Genomic DNA, 15465 nt, shown 5'->3' on the forward strand with positions numbered 1-15465 from the left:
TTGGCCGTCTGAAATCAGGGGCTTTACCCCAAGGCAGGGTCTATCCCCCGCCTCCCTATCATAGGCCAGACCCGCCACCCCCTGAAGGTCCATCGCACATCAAAGCCACCCCAACCCCACCCCGAACACCAGCAACGCCGTCCCCAACCCCGCAAACAGGCTCCCCACCGTCACCACCCGCTTTCGGGTCGACTCCATGTCATACACCCAGTAACACACCACATAAAACGGCAGGTAACCCAGGAAAAAGATCCCCCACGGCGCGCTGCGCCCCCACCACGCCCAGTCCCACACCAGCATGCCCGCCGCGTTCAGCATCATCTCCACGCACACGCTCAACGCCGAGAACACCGCCGCGAACCACCAGCGGTTATTCACCCCCAGCCACTTCAGCTTCTTGTCCTTCGGCAACCCCATCGTCGCCATGATGCCGGTAATGGCGAACATGAAAGTGATCTCGATCGTCAGCCCCATCAGCAGCAGCAACGAGGTATCCCCGGCAATGCCCCACACCGGCGCGTAGCCGGAAAAATGGAACACCAACCCGTTCCAGATCTCGTTGAACCAGTCCATGCCCCAGAACGCCAGCCCCGCCAGCACCCGGCCGGTGTTGCCCCGGTCCAGTTCCATGAAATACACGTACAGCACCACCAGCAGCATCGGGATCACCATCCACGACACGTGCGAGGTGTCCCGCAATACCGCCAGCGACCGGGCGGAAGCTTCACTGACCATGATCAGACCCCTGTAATCGAAAGACCGGATTGATGCCGACCCGGTTTCCCCGGCGGCGCAATCCGCTAGACTGCAGTATGGAAAAAACACTCACGGCCCGCTTATGAATCCCGGACACCCCCTTGCGCAAAACGGCCACGGCAGCGTCAGCCGCGCGCTGGTGCAGACCGTGCTGGACGCGGTGCGGGACACACCCCTGCCGCAGGCCGAGTCCCTGCAACGCCTGCTGGCCGATGCCTCCACGCCGATTCCGCTCGAAAAACTGGAAGACCTGCTGGACGCCTATGCCGATCGCGCCGGTCCGGCATGCGGCCTGGCGCTGGGCGCGCAGGCGCGGCCCGCCACCTTCAGCGCCTTGGGCTATCTGGCCATGAGCAGTCGCACGCTGGGGGAAGCGGTCAGCCTGATGCCGTCCTATGAAAGCGTGGTGATGGATGTGGGCCTGACGACGCTGACCCGCGACGGCGACACGGTACAGCTGACCTGGGGCCTGCGCGACCGGCGGCCGCATCCGGTGCTGGAGGATTTCATCCTGGCGTCCTGGCTCAGCCTGGGCCGCTGGCTGGTGGGCCGCGACCTGACGCCGGACGCCGTCGCCTTCACCCACGATGTCCCCGCCGACCCGGCTCCCTACCGCCGCTATTTCCCCTGCCGTCAGGATTACCGACAACTGCAGGCGGGCATGCGCTTTCCCGCCGCCTGGCTGGACTTACCGGTGCTGCACGCCGACCCCGACCTGCACGCGTTGATGCTGGACCGCGCCCGCGTCTTGCAGGCGGCGCAACCGGTGACCGGCGTCTGGAGCCGTCGGGTGCTGGCGGTGCTGCCCGACTTGCTGCCCCGGCAGCAGGCCACCATGCCGGAAGTGGCGACGCGGCTGGACGTCAGCGAACGCAGCCTGCGGCGGCGGCTGGCGGAGGAAGGGGAAAGCTTTCAGGAGTTGTTGCAGGAACAGCGGCGGCAACTGGCCTGCCACTATCTGCGCAATGAACGGCTGGGGCTGCTGGATATTGCGTTGTTGCTGGGCTATGCGGAGCACAGCGCCTTTTCGACGGCCTTCCGGCAGTGGTACGGGGTGACGCCGGGGCAGTTTCGGGTCGGGAATCAGGCCGGGCGCAGCCCGGCCTGACAAACAACTTACTTCGGCGCCATCCGCAGCGAGCCATCCAACCGGATCGTCTCACCGTTCAGCATCGGGTTGCCGATAATGGCGGCGGCGAGGCTGGCGAATTCCACCGGACGACCCAGACGGGCCGGGAACGGTACGGAAGCGCCCAACGAGTCACGGGCTTCCTGCGGCAGCGCCATCAGCATCGGGGTTTCGAACAGGCCGGGGGCGATGGTGACGACGCGGATGCCGTAGCGCGAGAATTCGCGGGCCAACGGCAGGGTCATGCCGACAACACCGGCCTTGGAAGCGGAGTACGCGGGCTGGCCGATCTGGCCGTCAAAGGCGGCGACGGAGGCGGTGTTGATGATCACGCCGCGCTCGCCTTCACCGTTCGGGGCCAGCTTCGACATGGCGGCGGCGGCCAGGCGGATGACGTTGAAGGTGCCGACCAGATTGACCTGGATAACGCGGTTGAAACGCTCCAGCGAAGCCGGACCTTCCTTGCCCAGCGCCTTCTCGGGGGTGCCGATACCGGCGCAGTTGATGGCGCCGTGCAGGCCGCCCAGTTCGTTCAGCGCCACGTCGACGGCCTTCTGCACGTCGGCTTCCGAACACACATCCGTCTTCACGAAACGCACGGCCGCGCCCAGTTCGGCCACCAGCGCCGCGCCGGAAGCTTCGTTCACGTCCATGATCACGGCCTTGCCGCCATCGGCCACGATGCGGCGCACGGTGGCTTCGCCCAGACCGGACGCGCCGCCGGTCACCAGAAAGACGCTGTTTGCGATTTGCATGGAAAGGATGCTCCTTCACGGGGTTAAGATGGGCACCGATATTCCGCCCGAAGCCGCTCGATTTCAAGAGCTTTACCGGACGAATATCCAATAAATTCCGCGCATCCCGGTCATGAGCCCAACAAGAAGCCGATGCGAATTGAATGCGAATCCGGTTTCACTTTATGGTCGGAATCGCCCTGAAAAGAACAATATTTCGCCATTCCGGAGTCCGCCATGCTGCCCTTTGCGCCCACCGCCGCCGTCCGCCAGCTGCAACAGAGCATGCCCGGCGATGCGGGCATCCTGCCCTTCTTCGGCCGCAGCTTCGATTTCCTCTACGACCCCATCGGCGCGATGCTGGCGATGCGCGAACAGTACGGAGACGTGTTCTGGACGCAGTCGCTGGGCATCCACGGCGTGTTCATGATCAGCCCGGAAGCCAACCAACTGGTGCTGCGCAACGAGGAAAACGCCTTTTCCAACCATCTGGGCTGGGACTTCTTCATCGGCAAATTCTTCAAGCGCGGCATCATGCTGCTCGACTTCGAGGAACACCGTTTCCATCGCGGCATCATGCAGGCCGCCTTCAAGAAACCGGCGCTGGTGCGCTACCTCAGCGGCATGAACCCGGCCATCCGCCAGGGCATCGCCCGCTGGCAGCCCGGTCCGGACTTCAAGGTGCTGCTGCACCTGAAGAAGCTGACGCTGGACATCGCCACCGAGATCTTCATGGGGGAAAAGCTGGGCCCGGAAGCCGACCGCGTCACCCGCGCCTTCATCGACTGCGTGCTGGCGGGCACGGCGCTGGTGCGCTACCCGGTGCCGGGCGGTCGCTGGTATCGCGGACTGAAGGCGCGGGCGGTGCTGGAGGAATTCTTCCGCTCACGGGTAGCGGCCAAGCGCGCCCACCCCGGCGACGACCTGTTCAGCCGCCTCTGTCTGGCGGAAGACGAGAACGGCCAGAAATTCACCGACGACGATGTCGTCAACCACATGATCTTCGTGATGATGGCGGCGCACGACACGTCCACCATCACCCTGACCGCCATGTTCTATTACCTGGCGAAACACCCGGAATGGCAGGAGAAGATCCGCGCCGAAAGCCTGGCGCTGGGCAAGGAATTCATCGACCACGAGGACTTGCCGAAGCTGAACGCGGCGGACATGGTGATGAAGGAGTCGATGCGACTGCTGGCGCCGGTGCACGGTATTCCGCGCAAGACGGTGAAGGAGGTGCATTTCAAGGGCTTCACCATTCCGGCCGATACCTACGTCATCATCAGCCCGATCGTCACGCATCATCTGGCGGACTGGTGGCGGGACCCGGAGAAATTCGACCCGGAACGCTTCAGCAAGGAGCGCAACGAGCACAAGAAGCACATGTACCAGTACCTGCCCTTCGGCGGTGGCGCGCACATGTGCATCGGCCTGCATTTCGCGGAAATGCAGGTGAAGGCGATCTTGCATCAGGTGGTGCTGAAATACCGCTGGAGCGTGCCAAAGGACTATGTGATGCCGGTGAATTTCACGTCGCTGCCGACGCCGGCGGACAAGCTGCCGGTGCGGCTGGAGCGCGTCTAGAACCCCAGCGCCCTCGCCCCTTGGTAAAACACAAACGAAGCCACCCACGCCAGCCCCAATGGCCAGGCCACGGCAAACGCGGTATAGGCCTTGCTTTTCGATTCGGCCAGCAGCGTCGCCACGGTGGACAGGCAGGGCGTGTACACCAGCGTGAAGATCATGAAGCTGTAGCACTGCACCCAGTCCATGCTCTGCGCGATCTGGTGGCTGAGGGCATCGCCTTCCAGCCCGTAGATCACCGCCAGCGAACCGACCACGATTTCCTTGGCCACGAAGCCGAAGATCAGTGCGATGGCCATCTGGCCGTCAATGCCGATCGGCGACAGGATCGGCTCGAAGAACGCCCCGACCATGCCCGCCAGACTATGCGCTCCGGCGACCGGCACGCCCGGCGGCAGATGCGTCATCGCCCACACCAAGGCCACGCCCAGCGTGATGAATTTGGTGGCGCGGTTCAGGAAGTGCCGGGCCTCTTGCCAGGCGCGCAGCCACAGCATGCGCACGGTGGGCAGGCGGTACGGCGGCAACTCCAGCACAAACGGTTCGCGATCCTTGAACTGGCTCTTGAAAATGAACGCCGTGACCACCGCCGTGAATACGCTGAGGAAATACAGGCTGAACAGCACCAGCGGTGCCTGCTTGCCGGTAAACAGGATGGTGGTGAGGAACAGGAACACCTGCAACCGCGCCGAGCACAGCGAGAAGGGAATGATCAGCATGGTCAGCAAGCGCAGCTTGCGCGAGCGCATCACCCGCGTGCCCATCAGCGCCGGCACGTTGCAGCCGAAACCCATCAGGATCATGACAAAACTGCGGCCGTCCAGCCCCATGCGCGCCATGAAGGCGTCCATCAGGTAGGCGGCGCGCGAGAAATAGCCGGTGTCTTCGACCACCGCCATAAACAGGAAGAAGATGATGATGATCGGCACGAAGGTGGCGACGGTAGCGAGACCGTCCCACAGGCCGTCCAGCAGGAAGCCGGACAGCAGCGGCGGTGCCCACGACAACAGCGGCGTCAGCACGTCGGCCTTCAGCCAGCCCTGCGCAAAGTCGACGCCGTCCTGCAAAGGCGCGCCCAGCAGGTAAACGGCCTCGAACAGCAAGAAGAGGATGCCGAAGAACAGCGGCAGCCCCAGCCAGGGGTGCAGCAGCCAATGGTCAAGACGGTTGGAAAGCTTGTCGGAGGCCAGCGCCGGAACGTCGACGGCGGCCTGCGCCAGCGAAGCGGTCTGCAGGCGCAAGGCGCTGTCTTCCGGCAGCGCGGCGAAGGCGCTGTCCGGCACCTGCACCGGGGCGGATTTCGCCAGAGCCTGCTGGAAGGTCGGGATCACCTGGTTCATGCCCTGCCCCAGCTTGGCGCTGATGGCCGCTACCGGCATGCCCAGTTTTTGCGACAGCACCTCGGTCTGGATGCGGATGCCCATCTGGTCGGCTTCGTCCTTCATGTTGACGAACAGCACGGCGGGCAGGCCCAGCGCCTTGATTTGCAGGGCGATATGCAGCTGGCGCTCGATCTGGACGGCATTCACCACCAGCGCCACCAGGTCGACGGGATTACGGGTCAGGAATTCACGGACGACAGCTTCGTCATCGGAGAAGCCGCGCATGTCGTAGATGCCGGGCAGGTCGACAACTTCAACGACGCTGTCGCCGACAATCAGCCGGGCCGACAGCAGGTCAACCGTCACCCCCGGCCAATTGCCGATGCGGGCCGAAGCGCCGGTGAGACGGTTGAAGAAAGTGGATTTTCCGGTGTTGGGCATGCCGATGATGGCTACCCGGCGGCGTGTTCCCGGTTCAGGCGAAGACGACGGTGATGCCGGCGGCATCTTGGCGGCGCATGATGACATCGGTCGTTCCAATTCTCAGATGGAGGGGCCCGGCAAAGGGGGCGCGGCGGACGACTTCAATCATTTCACCCACACGCAGGCCAAGGGCGCTCAGGCGGTGGGAGAATTCCGGCGAGACGGAAATACCGGCGATGGTGGCCTTGCGGCCGGTGGCCAGGCGGTGCAGCGGGTTCAGTGCGACGTTCGCGGTCATGGCGTTCACACAATCTCTAAATGAGAAACAATTGCATTATCACGCAAGCGATAACGGATTGCAAGTGAGAATGATTGCCTTTTGGCAATGATCCTCAGTACTGATAATAATCAATTCCCGTAATAAATAAAAGGTTATTTCAATTTGTAACAACAAATTTGTCAGGCGCCGGCTTGCACGCCGGACGCTTCATCTGTTTCTATCGGTGGAGGCTCCGGTACAGCATAACAAGACCTCGCCGGACCCTGACACTGGCCATAAGAAGAGGGTTTCATGACTATCAAAAAATCCCTGTCCGCCGCGCTGGCCGCCCTGGCCCTGACCGGAGGACTACCGGCGATATCCCACGCCGACGTGGACGATGACCTGGACGAACTGCGCGGCACCAGCGCCTATAACGAATGGCAGCTGGTGAAGAACGATACCCGACGCAACATCCGCGCCTGGACCAAGCACGAGGACGGCAAGGGGGTGCGTTCCTTCAAGCTGGATTACATCGTCGATGCGCCGTTCCTGACCGTGGCGCGCGTCTATCTGGACATTGAAAACTACACCCGCTGGTTCTGGACGGTGCGCGAAGCCCGCATCCTGAAAAAGGTTTCTCCCACCGAGTTTTACTACTACGTGCAGCACGACGCGCCGGTGACCCTGCCCGACCGCGACGCCGTCATTCATGTGAACGTGGAACCCTATAATCCGAAAAAGGGTTATGGCGCGCTGCGCCTGAAAGCCGCGCCACAGTTCATTCCGCCGAAACCGCCGCTGGTGCGGATGGACGCCGAGGACATGGTGGTCAAGTTCTCCCCGATCGACAAGGACAAGGTGCGGGTGGAAGTGGAAGGCTTCATTGATCCGGGCGGACTGGCGCCGGCCTGGGCGATCAACGCAGTGCAACGGCAAGCCCCCTACTTTACGGTGCTGGGCCTGCAGCGGATGGTGTTGCTGCCGCAATACAAGGATGGCAAGGGACCATTGCCGTTCAACCTGATTCCGGAGGAATGAGCACAGGCAGCGGAGACCGGGAATGGTCTCCGCTATCTTCCATGTCGCCGAATGACAATAGTCTGGCCTTATCAATACCATTGCATTAATTCATTGGCCTCTAACGAACGGCCTGTCTAGTCTTCCTGTACACCCCGGATTCATCCAAAGGAAGGCAAAATCATGAATACTGAACCCAAATGCCCCTTCGCCGCCCTGCATGGCGGTAACGCCGTCGCCAAGGCCCGTTCCAACCGCGACTGGTGGCCCAACCAGCTCAACCTCGCCATCCTGCACCAGCACGCCCGGGCCTCGAACCCGCTGGGCGACGGCTTTGACTACGCCGCCGAATTCAATCAGTTGGATTACGCCGCCCTGAAACAGGACCTCACCGCCCTGATGACTACGTCGCAGGACTGGTGGCCCGCCGACTGGGGTCACTACGGCGGCCTCTTCATCCGCATGGCCTGGCACAGCGCCGGCACCTACCGCACCGCCGACGGGCGCGGCGGTGCGGGCACCGGCAACCAGCGTTTCGCCCCGGTCAACAGCTGGCCGGACAACGGCAACCTCGACAAGGCCCGTCGCCTGTTGTGGCCGGTCAAGCAGAAATACGGCAACCGCATCTCCTGGGCCGACCTGATGATCCTAGCGGGCAACGTGGCGCTGGAAAGCATGGGCTTCCGGACCTTCGGCTTTGCCGGGGGCCGCGCCGACATCTGGCAGCCGGAAGAAGACATTTACTGGGGTAACGAAAAGCAGTGGCTGGCCACCAGCGACAAGCCCGACAGCCGCTACAGCGGCGACCGCCAGCTGGAAAACCCGCTGGCCGCCGTCCAGATGGGCCTGATCTACGTCAACCCGGAAGGCCCGGATGGCAATCCCGATCCGGTCGCCTCCGGCCGCGATGTGCGTGAAACCTTCGCGCGCATGGCGATGAACGATGAGGAAACCGTGGCGCTGGTGGCGGGCGGCCACACCTTCGGCAAGGCGCACGGCGCGGGCGATCCGGCGCTGGTGGGGCCAGAGCCGGAAGCCGCGCCGATCGAGGCGCAGGGCCTGGGCTGGATCAACAAACTCGGTTCCGGCAAGGGCGTGCATACCACCACCAGCGGTATCGAGGGTGCGTGGAAACCGAACCCGACCACCTGGGACAACGGCTACTTCGACATGCTGTTCGGCTACGAATGGGAACTGACCAAGAGCCCGGCGGGCGCGCACCAGTGGGTCTCCAAGCACTGCAAGCCGGAGCACCTGATCCCGGACGCGCATGACCCGTCGAAGAAGCATCCGCCGATGATGACCACCGCCGACCTGTCGCTGCGCTTCGACCCGGCCTACGAGAAGATTTCCAGGCGTTTCCATCAGGACCCGCAGGCCTTTGCCGACGCCTTCGCCCGCGCCTGGTTCAAGCTGACCCATCGCGACCTCGGCCCGAAAGCCCGTTACCTCGGTCCGGAAGTCCCGGCGGAAACGCTGGTGTGGCAGGACCCGGTTCCGGCGCTGGATCATCCGGTGGTGGATGTGGCGGATATTGCCGAGCTCAAGGCGAAGATCCTCGCCTCCGGGTTGAGCATCGCCGAACTGGTATCGACGGCCTGGGCCTCGGCCTCGACCTTCCGGGGCTCCGACAAGCGCGGCGGCGCCAACGGCGCGCGCATCCGGCTGGCCCCGCAGAAGGACTGGGCGGTGAATCGGCCTGCGCAACTGGCGAAGGTGCTGGCGGTGCTGGAAGGCATCCAGCGTCACTTCAATGCCGCGCAGACCGGCGGCAAGCGGGTGTCGCTGGCCGACCTGATCGTACTGGGCGGTAACGCGGCGGTGGAAGCAGCGGCGCGGGCGGCCGGTCAGGCGGTCGACGTGCGCTTCACGCCGGGCCGGATGGACGCCTCGGCGGAACAGACCGATGTGGACTCTTTCGCGGTGCTGGAGCCACAGGCCGACGGTTTCCGCAACTACCAGAAAACGGCCTTCACCGCACCGGCCGAGGCGCTGCTGGTGGACAAGGCGCAACTGCTGACGCTGAGCGCGCCGGAAATGACGGTGCTGGTGGGCGGCCTGCGGGTGCTGGGAGCCAATGCCGACGACTCGGCGCACGGCGTGTTCACGGCGCGGCCGGGTACGCTGAGCAACGACTTCTTCGTCAACCTGCTGGACATGGGCACCGCCTGGAACCCGACCTCGGACAAGACCGATCTGTTCGAAGGCCGCGACCGCAAGACCGGCGCGGTGAAGTGGACCGGCACACGCATCGACCTGGTGTTCGGGTCGAACTCGCAACTGCGGGCGCTGGCGGAGGTGTATGCCCAGCGCGATGCGGAAGCGAAGTTCGTGCGCGACTTCGCGGCGGCGTGGGCGAAGGTGATGGAGCTGGACCGGTTTGACCTGAAGTAAGCCACAACCTGACCGGGCAGGACAGCTGATTGAAGCTTAGCCTGCCCGGTCAGACGGTCATCACGGCAGCACCAGCTCCACCCGCCGGTTCTTCGCCCGTCCGCTCTCGGCGCTGTTGGAAGCCACCGGCGACAGGTTGGCCACGCCCTTGGCCAGCAACCGCGACGGATCAATCCCGTACCCCTTGGCCAGCGCATCGGCCACGGCTTGCGCCCGGCTCAGGGGGGATTGAGCGGACGGCATGGTGACGGAAGGACCCGGCAATTTCAACCGCGCCCGGTTCACGCACAGGGCGTCAGCTGACGACCTCCGGCGTATAGCCCGCCTCCTGAATCGCCTGCCGCAATTCCCCGGCCTCCGCCGTTGCCGACGCAATCGTCACCCGGTGCGTCGTCAGGTCGATTTCCACCCGCGCCGCTGGATCAATATCATGAACCGCTTTGTTGATGAGCCCGGCGCAGTGGCCGCAGGTCATGTCATGGACGTTGAAAACAATCATGGTGCTCTCCTGTAAATGGCGTTAAGCCTGGCAGGATCAAGCCTGAAGCTTGCCACGGTGGGAAGGTCAACCCCCGTTGACGCGTGCAAAGGTTTTTTATTTTCGGGCTTGACCTTGCCATAATGGGAAGGTTCAAAGTGACCGTCATCTGCAAGGGCCCTTCCGGAGAAGACCATGAATACCTCAACCGCTGATGACAAGACGGGAACCGGTTCGCTGGAACTGAAAATCGACGGCATGACCTGCGCCTCCTGCGTGGCGCGAGTGGAAAAGGCGCTACGGAAAGTCCCCGGCGTCAAGGATGCCTCCGTCAACCTCGCCACCGAGAAAGCCACCATCGCCGCCGGCCCGGCCGTGTCCTTCGCGCAACTGGCGGCCGCCGTGGTCAAGGCCGGATACAGCGTCGCCGCTGTCAGCGATGATGGCGTGGAAGCCGCGCCGCCAACCCGCCGCCTGCCGGAATGGTGGCCGGTGGCCGTCGCCGCCCTGCTCACCCTGCCGCTGACCGCGCCGATGCTGCTGGCGCTGGTCAGGATCGACTTCATGCTGGACGGCTGGTGGCAACTGGCGCTGGCGACGCCGGTGCAGTTCTGGCTGGGCGCGCGCTTCTACCGGGGCGGCTGGAAGGCGGCGCGGGCGCTGTCCGGCAACATGGACCTGCTGGTGGCGATCGGCACCTCGGCCGCCTACGGCATGTCGCTGTACCTGCTGCTGGAGCATGGCGAACACGGCATGCCGCACCTCTATTTCGAAGGCTCGGCGGTGGTGATCACGCTGGTGCTGCTGGGCAAGTGGCTGGAAACCCGCGCCAAGCGCCAGACCACCGACGCCATCCGCGCCCTCAACGCCCTGCGGCCCACCGTGGCGTGGGTGCAGGTGGGCGCGCAGGAAGTGGAAGTGCCGGTGGCGCAGGTGGCGGTGGGCGATACCGTCATCGTCCGTCCCGGCGAGCGCCTGCCGGTGGACGGCCGCATCACCGAGGGCCACAGCCATGTTGACGAAGCCCTGATTACCGGCGAAAGCCTGCCCGTCTCCAAGCAGCCCGGCGACCGCGTCACCGGCGGCTCGGTCAACGGCGAAGGGGTGCTGCGGGTGCTGACCGACGCCGTCGGCGCGGAAACCACGCTGGCGCGCATCATCCGTCTGGTGGAATCGGCGCAGGCGGCGAAAGCACCGATCCAGCGGCTGGTCGACCGGGTCAGCGCCGTGTTCGTCCCCGTGGTGCTGGCGATCGCCCTGCTGACGTTCGCCGGATGGATGCTGGCAGGTGCGGCCTGGGAACAGGCACTGATCAACGCCGTGGCGGTGCTGGTGATCGCCTGCCCCTGCGCGCTGGGGCTGGCCACGCCGACCGCGATCATGGTCGGCACCGGCGTCGCCGCGCGGCACGGCATCCTGATCAAGGACGCCGAGGCGCTGGAGATCGCCCATGCCGTCACGGCCGTCGCCTTCGACAAGACCGGCACCCTCACCGAGGGCAAGCCCGCCCTCACCGACCTCCTCCCGGCCGACGGCTTCGACCGCGACGAAGTGTTGCGCCACGCCGCCGCCCTGCAACAGTTCAGCGACCACCCGCTGGCGCACGCGGTGATGACGGCCGTGGCCGCTGCCGGACTCGACATCCCCCCCGCCACCGGCGCGGCCGCCCTGCCCGGACGCGGTGTGCGCGGCGAGGTGGACGGCACGGTCTGGATGCTGGGCAGCACCCGCCTGCGGGAAGAGCATGCCGACGCCCCGGAGGCCCTGCTGGCCGAGGCGCAACGGCTGGAAGGCGACGGCCGCAGCCTGTCCTGGCTGCTGCGCGAAGATGCCCATGGGGCGGTCGTGGCCGGGCTGCTGGCCTTCGGCGACACCCTCAAGCCGGAATCGCGTTCCGCCGTGGCGCGCCTGCAGGCGCTGGGCGTGCGCACGGTGATGCTGACCGGCGACAACCCCGGCAGCGCTCGTGTGGTGGCCCGCGAACTGCACATCGACGAAGTGCATGCCGGACTGCTGCCCGGCGACAAGGCCGGGATCATCCGCGCCCTGCGCGCCGGGGGCAGGGTGGTGGCGATGGTCGGCGACGGTCTCAACGACGCCCCGGCGCTGACGGCGGCGGATGTCGGCCTCGGGCTGTCCACCGGCACCGATGTCGCCATGGAATCGGCGGGCATTACCCTGATGCGCGGCGACCCGCGCCTGGTGGCGGACGCCTTCGACATCTCGCGCCGCACCTACGGCAAGATCCGGCAGGGGCTGTTCTGGGCCTTCGCCTACAACGTGCTGGGCATCCCGCTGGCGGCGCTGGGCCTGCTCAGTCCGGTGGTGGCCGGGGCGGCCATGGCCTTCAGCAGCGTCAGCGTCGTCACCAACGCCCTGCTGCTGAAGCGCTGGCGCGGGGCATCGGATAGCGGCAGCGAAGGGAGGAAAACGCCATGAATATCGGTGAAGCGGCCAAGGCCTCCGGGGTCACGGCCAAGATGATCCGCCATTACGAAAGCGCCGGGCTGCTGGCCCCGGCCTGGCGCGGCGACAACGGCTACCGGCGCTATGCCGAAAAGGATATCCACCTGCTGCGCTTCATCCGCCGCTCACGCGATCTGGGATTCTCGCTGGAGGAAATCCGGGGGTTGCTGGACCTGTGGGAAAACCGTGAGCGTTCCAGCCGCGAGGTGAAGGCGCTGGCGCAAACGCATCTGGCGGAACTGGAGCGCAAACTGGCGGAGTTGCAGGCGATGAAGGCGACGCTGAAGCAACTGGTGGCGGGGTGTCAGGGGGATGACCGGCCGGATTGTCCGATCTTGCAGGAACTGGCGGGGGAAGCCGGCGGCGGATGCGGGCATGGGTGCGAGGGGGAATGAACCGTCGGCATGAAAAAAGCCCCGTTCCGGAGGGAACGGGGCTTTTTTCAGAATCTGGAGCGGGCGAAGGGAATCGAACCCTCAGCTCTAGCTTGGGAAGCTAGGGTATTACCACTATACGACGCCCGCATCGAGCGACGATTGTAGAAGGCGGCACCCGCGAAGGCAAGCGCCGCATCAATCCGCAATCCAGTTGCCGTGGAAGCCCATCGGCACCCGCACCCCCAGCTCGATCACCGCCTGCGGCTCCCCGCCCAGATCGCCCGCATTGACAATCACCACCTGGCTGCGCGCCCGCGCCAGATCGTAGACATAGGACAGCAGCCAGCCGTCATCCTCGGCGCTGTCGGCGGAACGCGGCACGAACACCACTTCCCCGGTGGCATGGCTGGGCCCATAATGGTGGAAGTCGATCTTGCCGGTGTGCAGGTCATGGCGGATCAGCGGCTGCGGCAACTGGTTGTCGATGTCGATGCCCGCCGAATAGGCGTAGCGGTAAGGCTGACCCGTCAGCCGCTCGTCAAAACGCGGGAATTCCTGGCCCATCTCCGACAGCACCGTGCGTTGCACCCGCCGCGTGGCGTTATCCAGTTTCCAGCGCTCGAACGTGACCTTCTGGCTTTCCGGGCCGTGCAGCGAACGGTCGAACATGCGCTCGTGCACCACCACGTCGAGAATGGCGCTGCCGTCCGGCAGGTCGTAGGCATTGCAGGGATGGAATACATAACAGGGATCGACGCTGAACCAGCGCACCTCCTCCGCCCCGCCCTGCTTCGGCAGCAGCCCGACACGCGCCTGATGCTTCGGATTCCAGGCATAGGGCAGGCCGGAACCTTGCAGCATCGACTTCACCGAGAAGGTCACCGGCAGGTCGAGGATCACCACCTGACTTTGGGTGATGGCGCAATCGTGGATCATCGGGCCGTGGCTGACCGGCACGTTCACCCGCCGCACCACCTGTCCGGCGGCGTCGATGACGACATGCTGCACCCGGTTCTGGTACAGCGGGTCATAGCAGACCGCATGCAGGCAGCCGGATTGCGGGTCCCGATGCGGATGGGCGGAAAAGGCGGTGCGGACAGCGCTGTCGAACAGGCCGTGCTTCACCGTGTTCAGCTCGCCGTCCATCTCCACCGGCAGCGCGCCCGCTTCCACCAGCGCCCACAGCCGCCCGGCATGACCGATGATGTTGGTGTTCACCACCTCGATGGCGCCGCGACGCGGACCGGGCGCTTTTGGTCGTCCCAGCGCCTTGTTGACGCCGTCGACACCCACCCAGCGGTTGCGGTACCACTGCGCCTTGCCGTCACGCAGGTGCAGGCCGTGCACCATGCCGTCGCCCAGGAACCAATGGTAAGCGCCGGGGTTGGCCACGTTCAGCGGGTTGGGGCCGATGCGCGCCAGCAGGCCGTTCAGTTCCTTGGGGATCTTGCCCGTCACCTTCAGGTCGGTGACGGTGCTTTCAACATTGACTGGGGCCAGTGCGCCCGCCAGATAGGGGTTTTCCGGGTTATAGGGAACCCGTTTCTGCAGGTTGCGGATCAGCCAGGCGGTGCCGCGCTCGGCAAAGGCTTCGACGGTGGACATGGGCATTCCCTCGAGAGTTTTGATCATTATTGCGGCATCATGCGGCCTTATTTTGACATTGTCAACATTGGCGATCAGCCCGTCTATTGCCACACATAAAATAGGCCTATACTGAAAAAAAGCCCTGAATGGAACGCCCCTATGAAAGCGGTCGCCCGGCACTTAGCGATGATTGCGATTTGGCTGTCTGCCGCCACGGTCGCGCAGGCGGAAATGGACACCGATGTGGTCGCTACGCCCACGCAGGCGACCGCACCGCGCCCGGCGACCACCGCGGGCATGGCGGCCGACAGCTACCTTGGGCTGTTCACCGGCCCCGGCGGCTCGTTCGAAACCACGGTCTCCGCCACCAGCCAGTGTTTCTTCTGCGTTCCGATCAGCGCCAGCCATCCGGTGCAATTCGAAGGCGGCAATATGGCCGGAGTTCGCGGCGGCTTCTGGAAACGGGGCGACCGCCTGCAGCCCGGGATGTCCATGGAATTCCTGCATGGCAGTCATACCAGCAGCAATGCCGATGTCAGCTACGATGTTTTTACCGTGTCGCCGATGCTGCGGCTTACCCCCTTCTCCTCGCTCGCGCAACATGGCGTCACGCTGGGCCTTTATGCCGGGGTATCGCTGTGTCTGGTGGCCGGAGGAAGCGCGAGTGTGACTTTCCCGGAATTCTCCCGGTCGGTTTCAGGGCGGGTGAAAGGCAACGGCACCGCCGTGATGGCCGGAATCTCCGTGGACTACCGGCGGCTGTCATTGCAACTGGAAAAACGCTCGCTGTCGCTGGATCTGGATTTCGAGGATCTGGGCGATAACGGCAGTCTGGAGGTTTCCACCGGACAAACCGCCGTCGGCATCGCCCTGAAATTCTGAACCCGAAACACCAAGGGACAGGACGTTGTCACCTGCCTGTCATGCTATATTTCC

The 15465-nt window shown here is 64.6% G+C and carries 14 protein-coding genes and 1 tRNA gene; 7 read left to right on the forward strand and 8 right to left on the reverse strand.

Annotated features, from left to right (window positions below):
* Positions 1 to 99: 99 nt before the first annotated feature.
* Positions 100 to 735, reverse strand: coding sequence for a hypothetical protein (locus tag EV700_RS17230; RefSeq protein ID WP_130413818.1), 636 nt, complete (start codon positions 733 to 735; stop codon positions 100 to 102).
* Positions 736 to 838: 103 nt separating this feature from the next.
* Here EV700_RS17230 and EV700_RS11290 point away from each other — a divergent pair, with 103 nt between their 5' ends.
* Positions 839 to 1864, forward strand: a complete 1026-nt coding sequence (locus tag EV700_RS11290) for an AraC family transcriptional regulator (RefSeq protein WP_130413820.1) — start codon at positions 839 to 841, stop codon at positions 1862 to 1864.
* A gap of 8 nt (positions 1865 to 1872) precedes the next feature.
* Here EV700_RS11290 and EV700_RS11295 read toward each other — a convergent pair whose 3' ends face one another.
* Positions 1873 to 2640, reverse strand: coding sequence for a 3-hydroxyacyl-CoA dehydrogenase (locus tag EV700_RS11295; protein ID WP_130413822.1), 768 nt, complete (start codon positions 2638 to 2640; stop codon positions 1873 to 1875).
* Positions 2641 to 2856: 216 nt separating this feature from the next.
* Between EV700_RS11295 and EV700_RS11300 the strand changes: the two genes are divergently transcribed.
* Positions 2857 to 4203, forward strand: a complete 1347-nt coding sequence (locus tag EV700_RS11300) for a cytochrome P450 (RefSeq protein ID WP_130413824.1) — start codon at positions 2857 to 2859, stop codon at positions 4201 to 4203.
* Here the strand turns inward: EV700_RS11300 and feoB are convergent.
* Together feoB and EV700_RS11310 are read right to left on the reverse strand one after the other, a co-directional pair.
* Entirely contained in the window at positions 4200 to 6053 is a 1854-nt protein-coding gene (gene feoB, locus EV700_RS11305) for a ferrous iron transport protein B (RefSeq protein WP_207224653.1), read from the reverse strand. The two genes, EV700_RS11300 and feoB, sit on opposite strands and share 4 nt — an antisense overlap.
* Entirely contained in the window at positions 6001 to 6246 is a 246-nt protein-coding gene (locus tag EV700_RS11310) for a FeoA family protein (protein ID WP_130413833.1), read from the reverse strand. Before EV700_RS11310 ends, feoB begins: the two co-directional genes overlap by 53 nt.
* A 273-nt stretch (positions 6247 to 6519) precedes the next feature.
* On the opposite strand from EV700_RS11310, the gene EV700_RS11315 reads away from it, so the two are divergent.
* Both EV700_RS11315 and katG read left to right on the forward strand, forming a co-directional pair.
* Positions 6520 to 7248 carry an SRPBCC family protein gene (locus EV700_RS11315; protein ID WP_130413835.1) on the forward strand — a complete coding sequence of 243 codons (729 nt, stop codon included), beginning with the start codon at positions 6520 to 6522 and terminating at the stop codon, positions 7246 to 7248.
* Positions 7249 to 7410: 162 nt separating this feature from the next.
* Positions 7411 to 9621 carry a catalase/peroxidase HPI gene (katG, locus tag EV700_RS11320; protein ID WP_130413837.1) on the forward strand — a complete coding sequence of 737 codons (2211 nt, stop codon included), beginning with the start codon at positions 7411 to 7413 and terminating at the stop codon, positions 9619 to 9621.
* A gap of 60 nt (positions 9622 to 9681) precedes the next feature.
* Here katG and EV700_RS11325 read toward each other — a convergent pair whose 3' ends face one another.
* Positions 9682 to 9864 (reverse strand): OmpA family protein, encoded by a 183-nt coding sequence (locus EV700_RS11325; RefSeq protein ID WP_130413839.1) that lies wholly within the window; start codon positions 9862 to 9864, stop codon positions 9682 to 9684.
* Positions 9865 to 9916: 52 nt separating this feature from the next.
* A complete protein-coding gene (locus EV700_RS11330; protein ID WP_130413841.1) occupies positions 9917 to 10120 on the reverse strand; it encodes a heavy-metal-associated domain-containing protein in 204 nt (67 codons plus the stop codon).
* 174 nt (positions 10121 to 10294) lie between these two features.
* Here EV700_RS11330 and EV700_RS11335 point away from each other — a divergent pair, with 174 nt between their 5' ends.
* Positions 10295 to 12538: a heavy metal translocating P-type ATPase gene (locus EV700_RS11335; protein ID WP_130413843.1), complete on the forward strand. Its 2244-nt coding sequence runs from the start codon at positions 10295 to 10297 to the stop codon at positions 12536 to 12538.
* Positions 12535 to 12960: a Cu(I)-responsive transcriptional regulator gene (cueR, locus tag EV700_RS11340; RefSeq protein ID WP_130413845.1), complete on the forward strand. Its 426-nt coding sequence runs from the start codon at positions 12535 to 12537 to the stop codon at positions 12958 to 12960. The genes EV700_RS11335 and cueR overlap by 4 nt, the downstream gene beginning before the upstream one ends.
* A gap of 55 nt (positions 12961 to 13015) precedes the next feature.
* On the opposite strand, the gene EV700_RS11345 is transcribed toward cueR, so the two are convergent.
* Positions 13016 to 13089 (reverse strand) — tRNA-Gly (locus tag EV700_RS11345).
* A gap of 48 nt (positions 13090 to 13137) precedes the next feature.
* Positions 13138 to 14547 (reverse strand): carotenoid oxygenase family protein, encoded by a 1410-nt coding sequence (locus EV700_RS11350; RefSeq protein ID WP_130413847.1) that lies wholly within the window; start codon positions 14545 to 14547, stop codon positions 13138 to 13140.
* Between the two features lie 168 nt (positions 14548 to 14715).
* On the opposite strand from EV700_RS11350, the gene EV700_RS11355 reads away from it, so the two are divergent.
* Positions 14716 to 15411 carry a hypothetical protein gene (locus tag EV700_RS11355; protein WP_165391444.1) on the forward strand — a complete coding sequence of 232 codons (696 nt, stop codon included), beginning with the start codon at positions 14716 to 14718 and terminating at the stop codon, positions 15409 to 15411.
* The last annotated feature ends 54 nt before the right edge of the window (positions 15412 to 15465 follow it).

The organism is Fluviicoccus keumensis, assembly GCF_004217445.1.
GTDB lineage: Bacteria > Pseudomonadota > Gammaproteobacteria > Pseudomonadales > Moraxellaceae > Fluviicoccus > Fluviicoccus keumensis.

Bases quoted from the DNA above. Each gene is read 5' to 3' on its own strand.
- EV700_RS17230 (WP_130413818.1), bottom strand. From the start codon at position 735: ATGGTCAGTGAAGCTTCCGCCCGGTCGCTGGCGGTATTGCGGGACACC.
- EV700_RS11290 (WP_130413820.1), top strand. From the start codon at position 839: ATGAATCCCGGACACCCCCTTGCGCAAAACGGCCACGGCAGCGTCAGC.
- EV700_RS11295 (WP_130413822.1), bottom strand. From the start codon at position 2,640: ATGCAAATCGCAAACAGCGTCTTTCTGGTGACCGGCGGCGCGTCCGGT.
- EV700_RS11300 (WP_130413824.1), top strand. From the start codon at position 2,857: ATGCTGCCCTTTGCGCCCACCGCCGCCGTCCGCCAGCTGCAACAGAGC.
- feoB (WP_207224653.1), bottom strand. From the start codon at position 6,053: ATGTCATCATGCGCCGCCAAGATGCCGCCGGCATCACCGTCGTCTTCG.
- EV700_RS11310 (WP_130413833.1), bottom strand. From the start codon at position 6,246: ATGACCGCGAACGTCGCACTGAACCCGCTGCACCGCCTGGCCACCGGC.
- EV700_RS11315 (WP_130413835.1), top strand. From the start codon at position 6,520: ATGACTATCAAAAAATCCCTGTCCGCCGCGCTGGCCGCCCTGGCCCTG.
- katG (WP_130413837.1), top strand. From the start codon at position 7,411: ATGAATACTGAACCCAAATGCCCCTTCGCCGCCCTGCATGGCGGTAAC.
- EV700_RS11325 (WP_130413839.1), bottom strand. From the start codon at position 9,864: ATGCCGTCCGCTCAATCCCCCCTGAGCCGGGCGCAAGCCGTGGCCGAT.
- EV700_RS11330 (WP_130413841.1), bottom strand. From the start codon at position 10,120: ATGATTGTTTTCAACGTCCATGACATGACCTGCGGCCACTGCGCCGGG.
- EV700_RS11335 (WP_130413843.1), top strand. From the start codon at position 10,295: ATGAATACCTCAACCGCTGATGACAAGACGGGAACCGGTTCGCTGGAA.
- cueR (WP_130413845.1), top strand. From the start codon at position 12,535: ATGAATATCGGTGAAGCGGCCAAGGCCTCCGGGGTCACGGCCAAGATG.
- EV700_RS11350 (WP_130413847.1), bottom strand. From the start codon at position 14,547: ATGTCCACCGTCGAAGCCTTTGCCGAGCGCGGCACCGCCTGGCTGATC.
- EV700_RS11355 (WP_165391444.1), top strand. From the start codon at position 14,716: ATGATTGCGATTTGGCTGTCTGCCGCCACGGTCGCGCAGGCGGAAATG.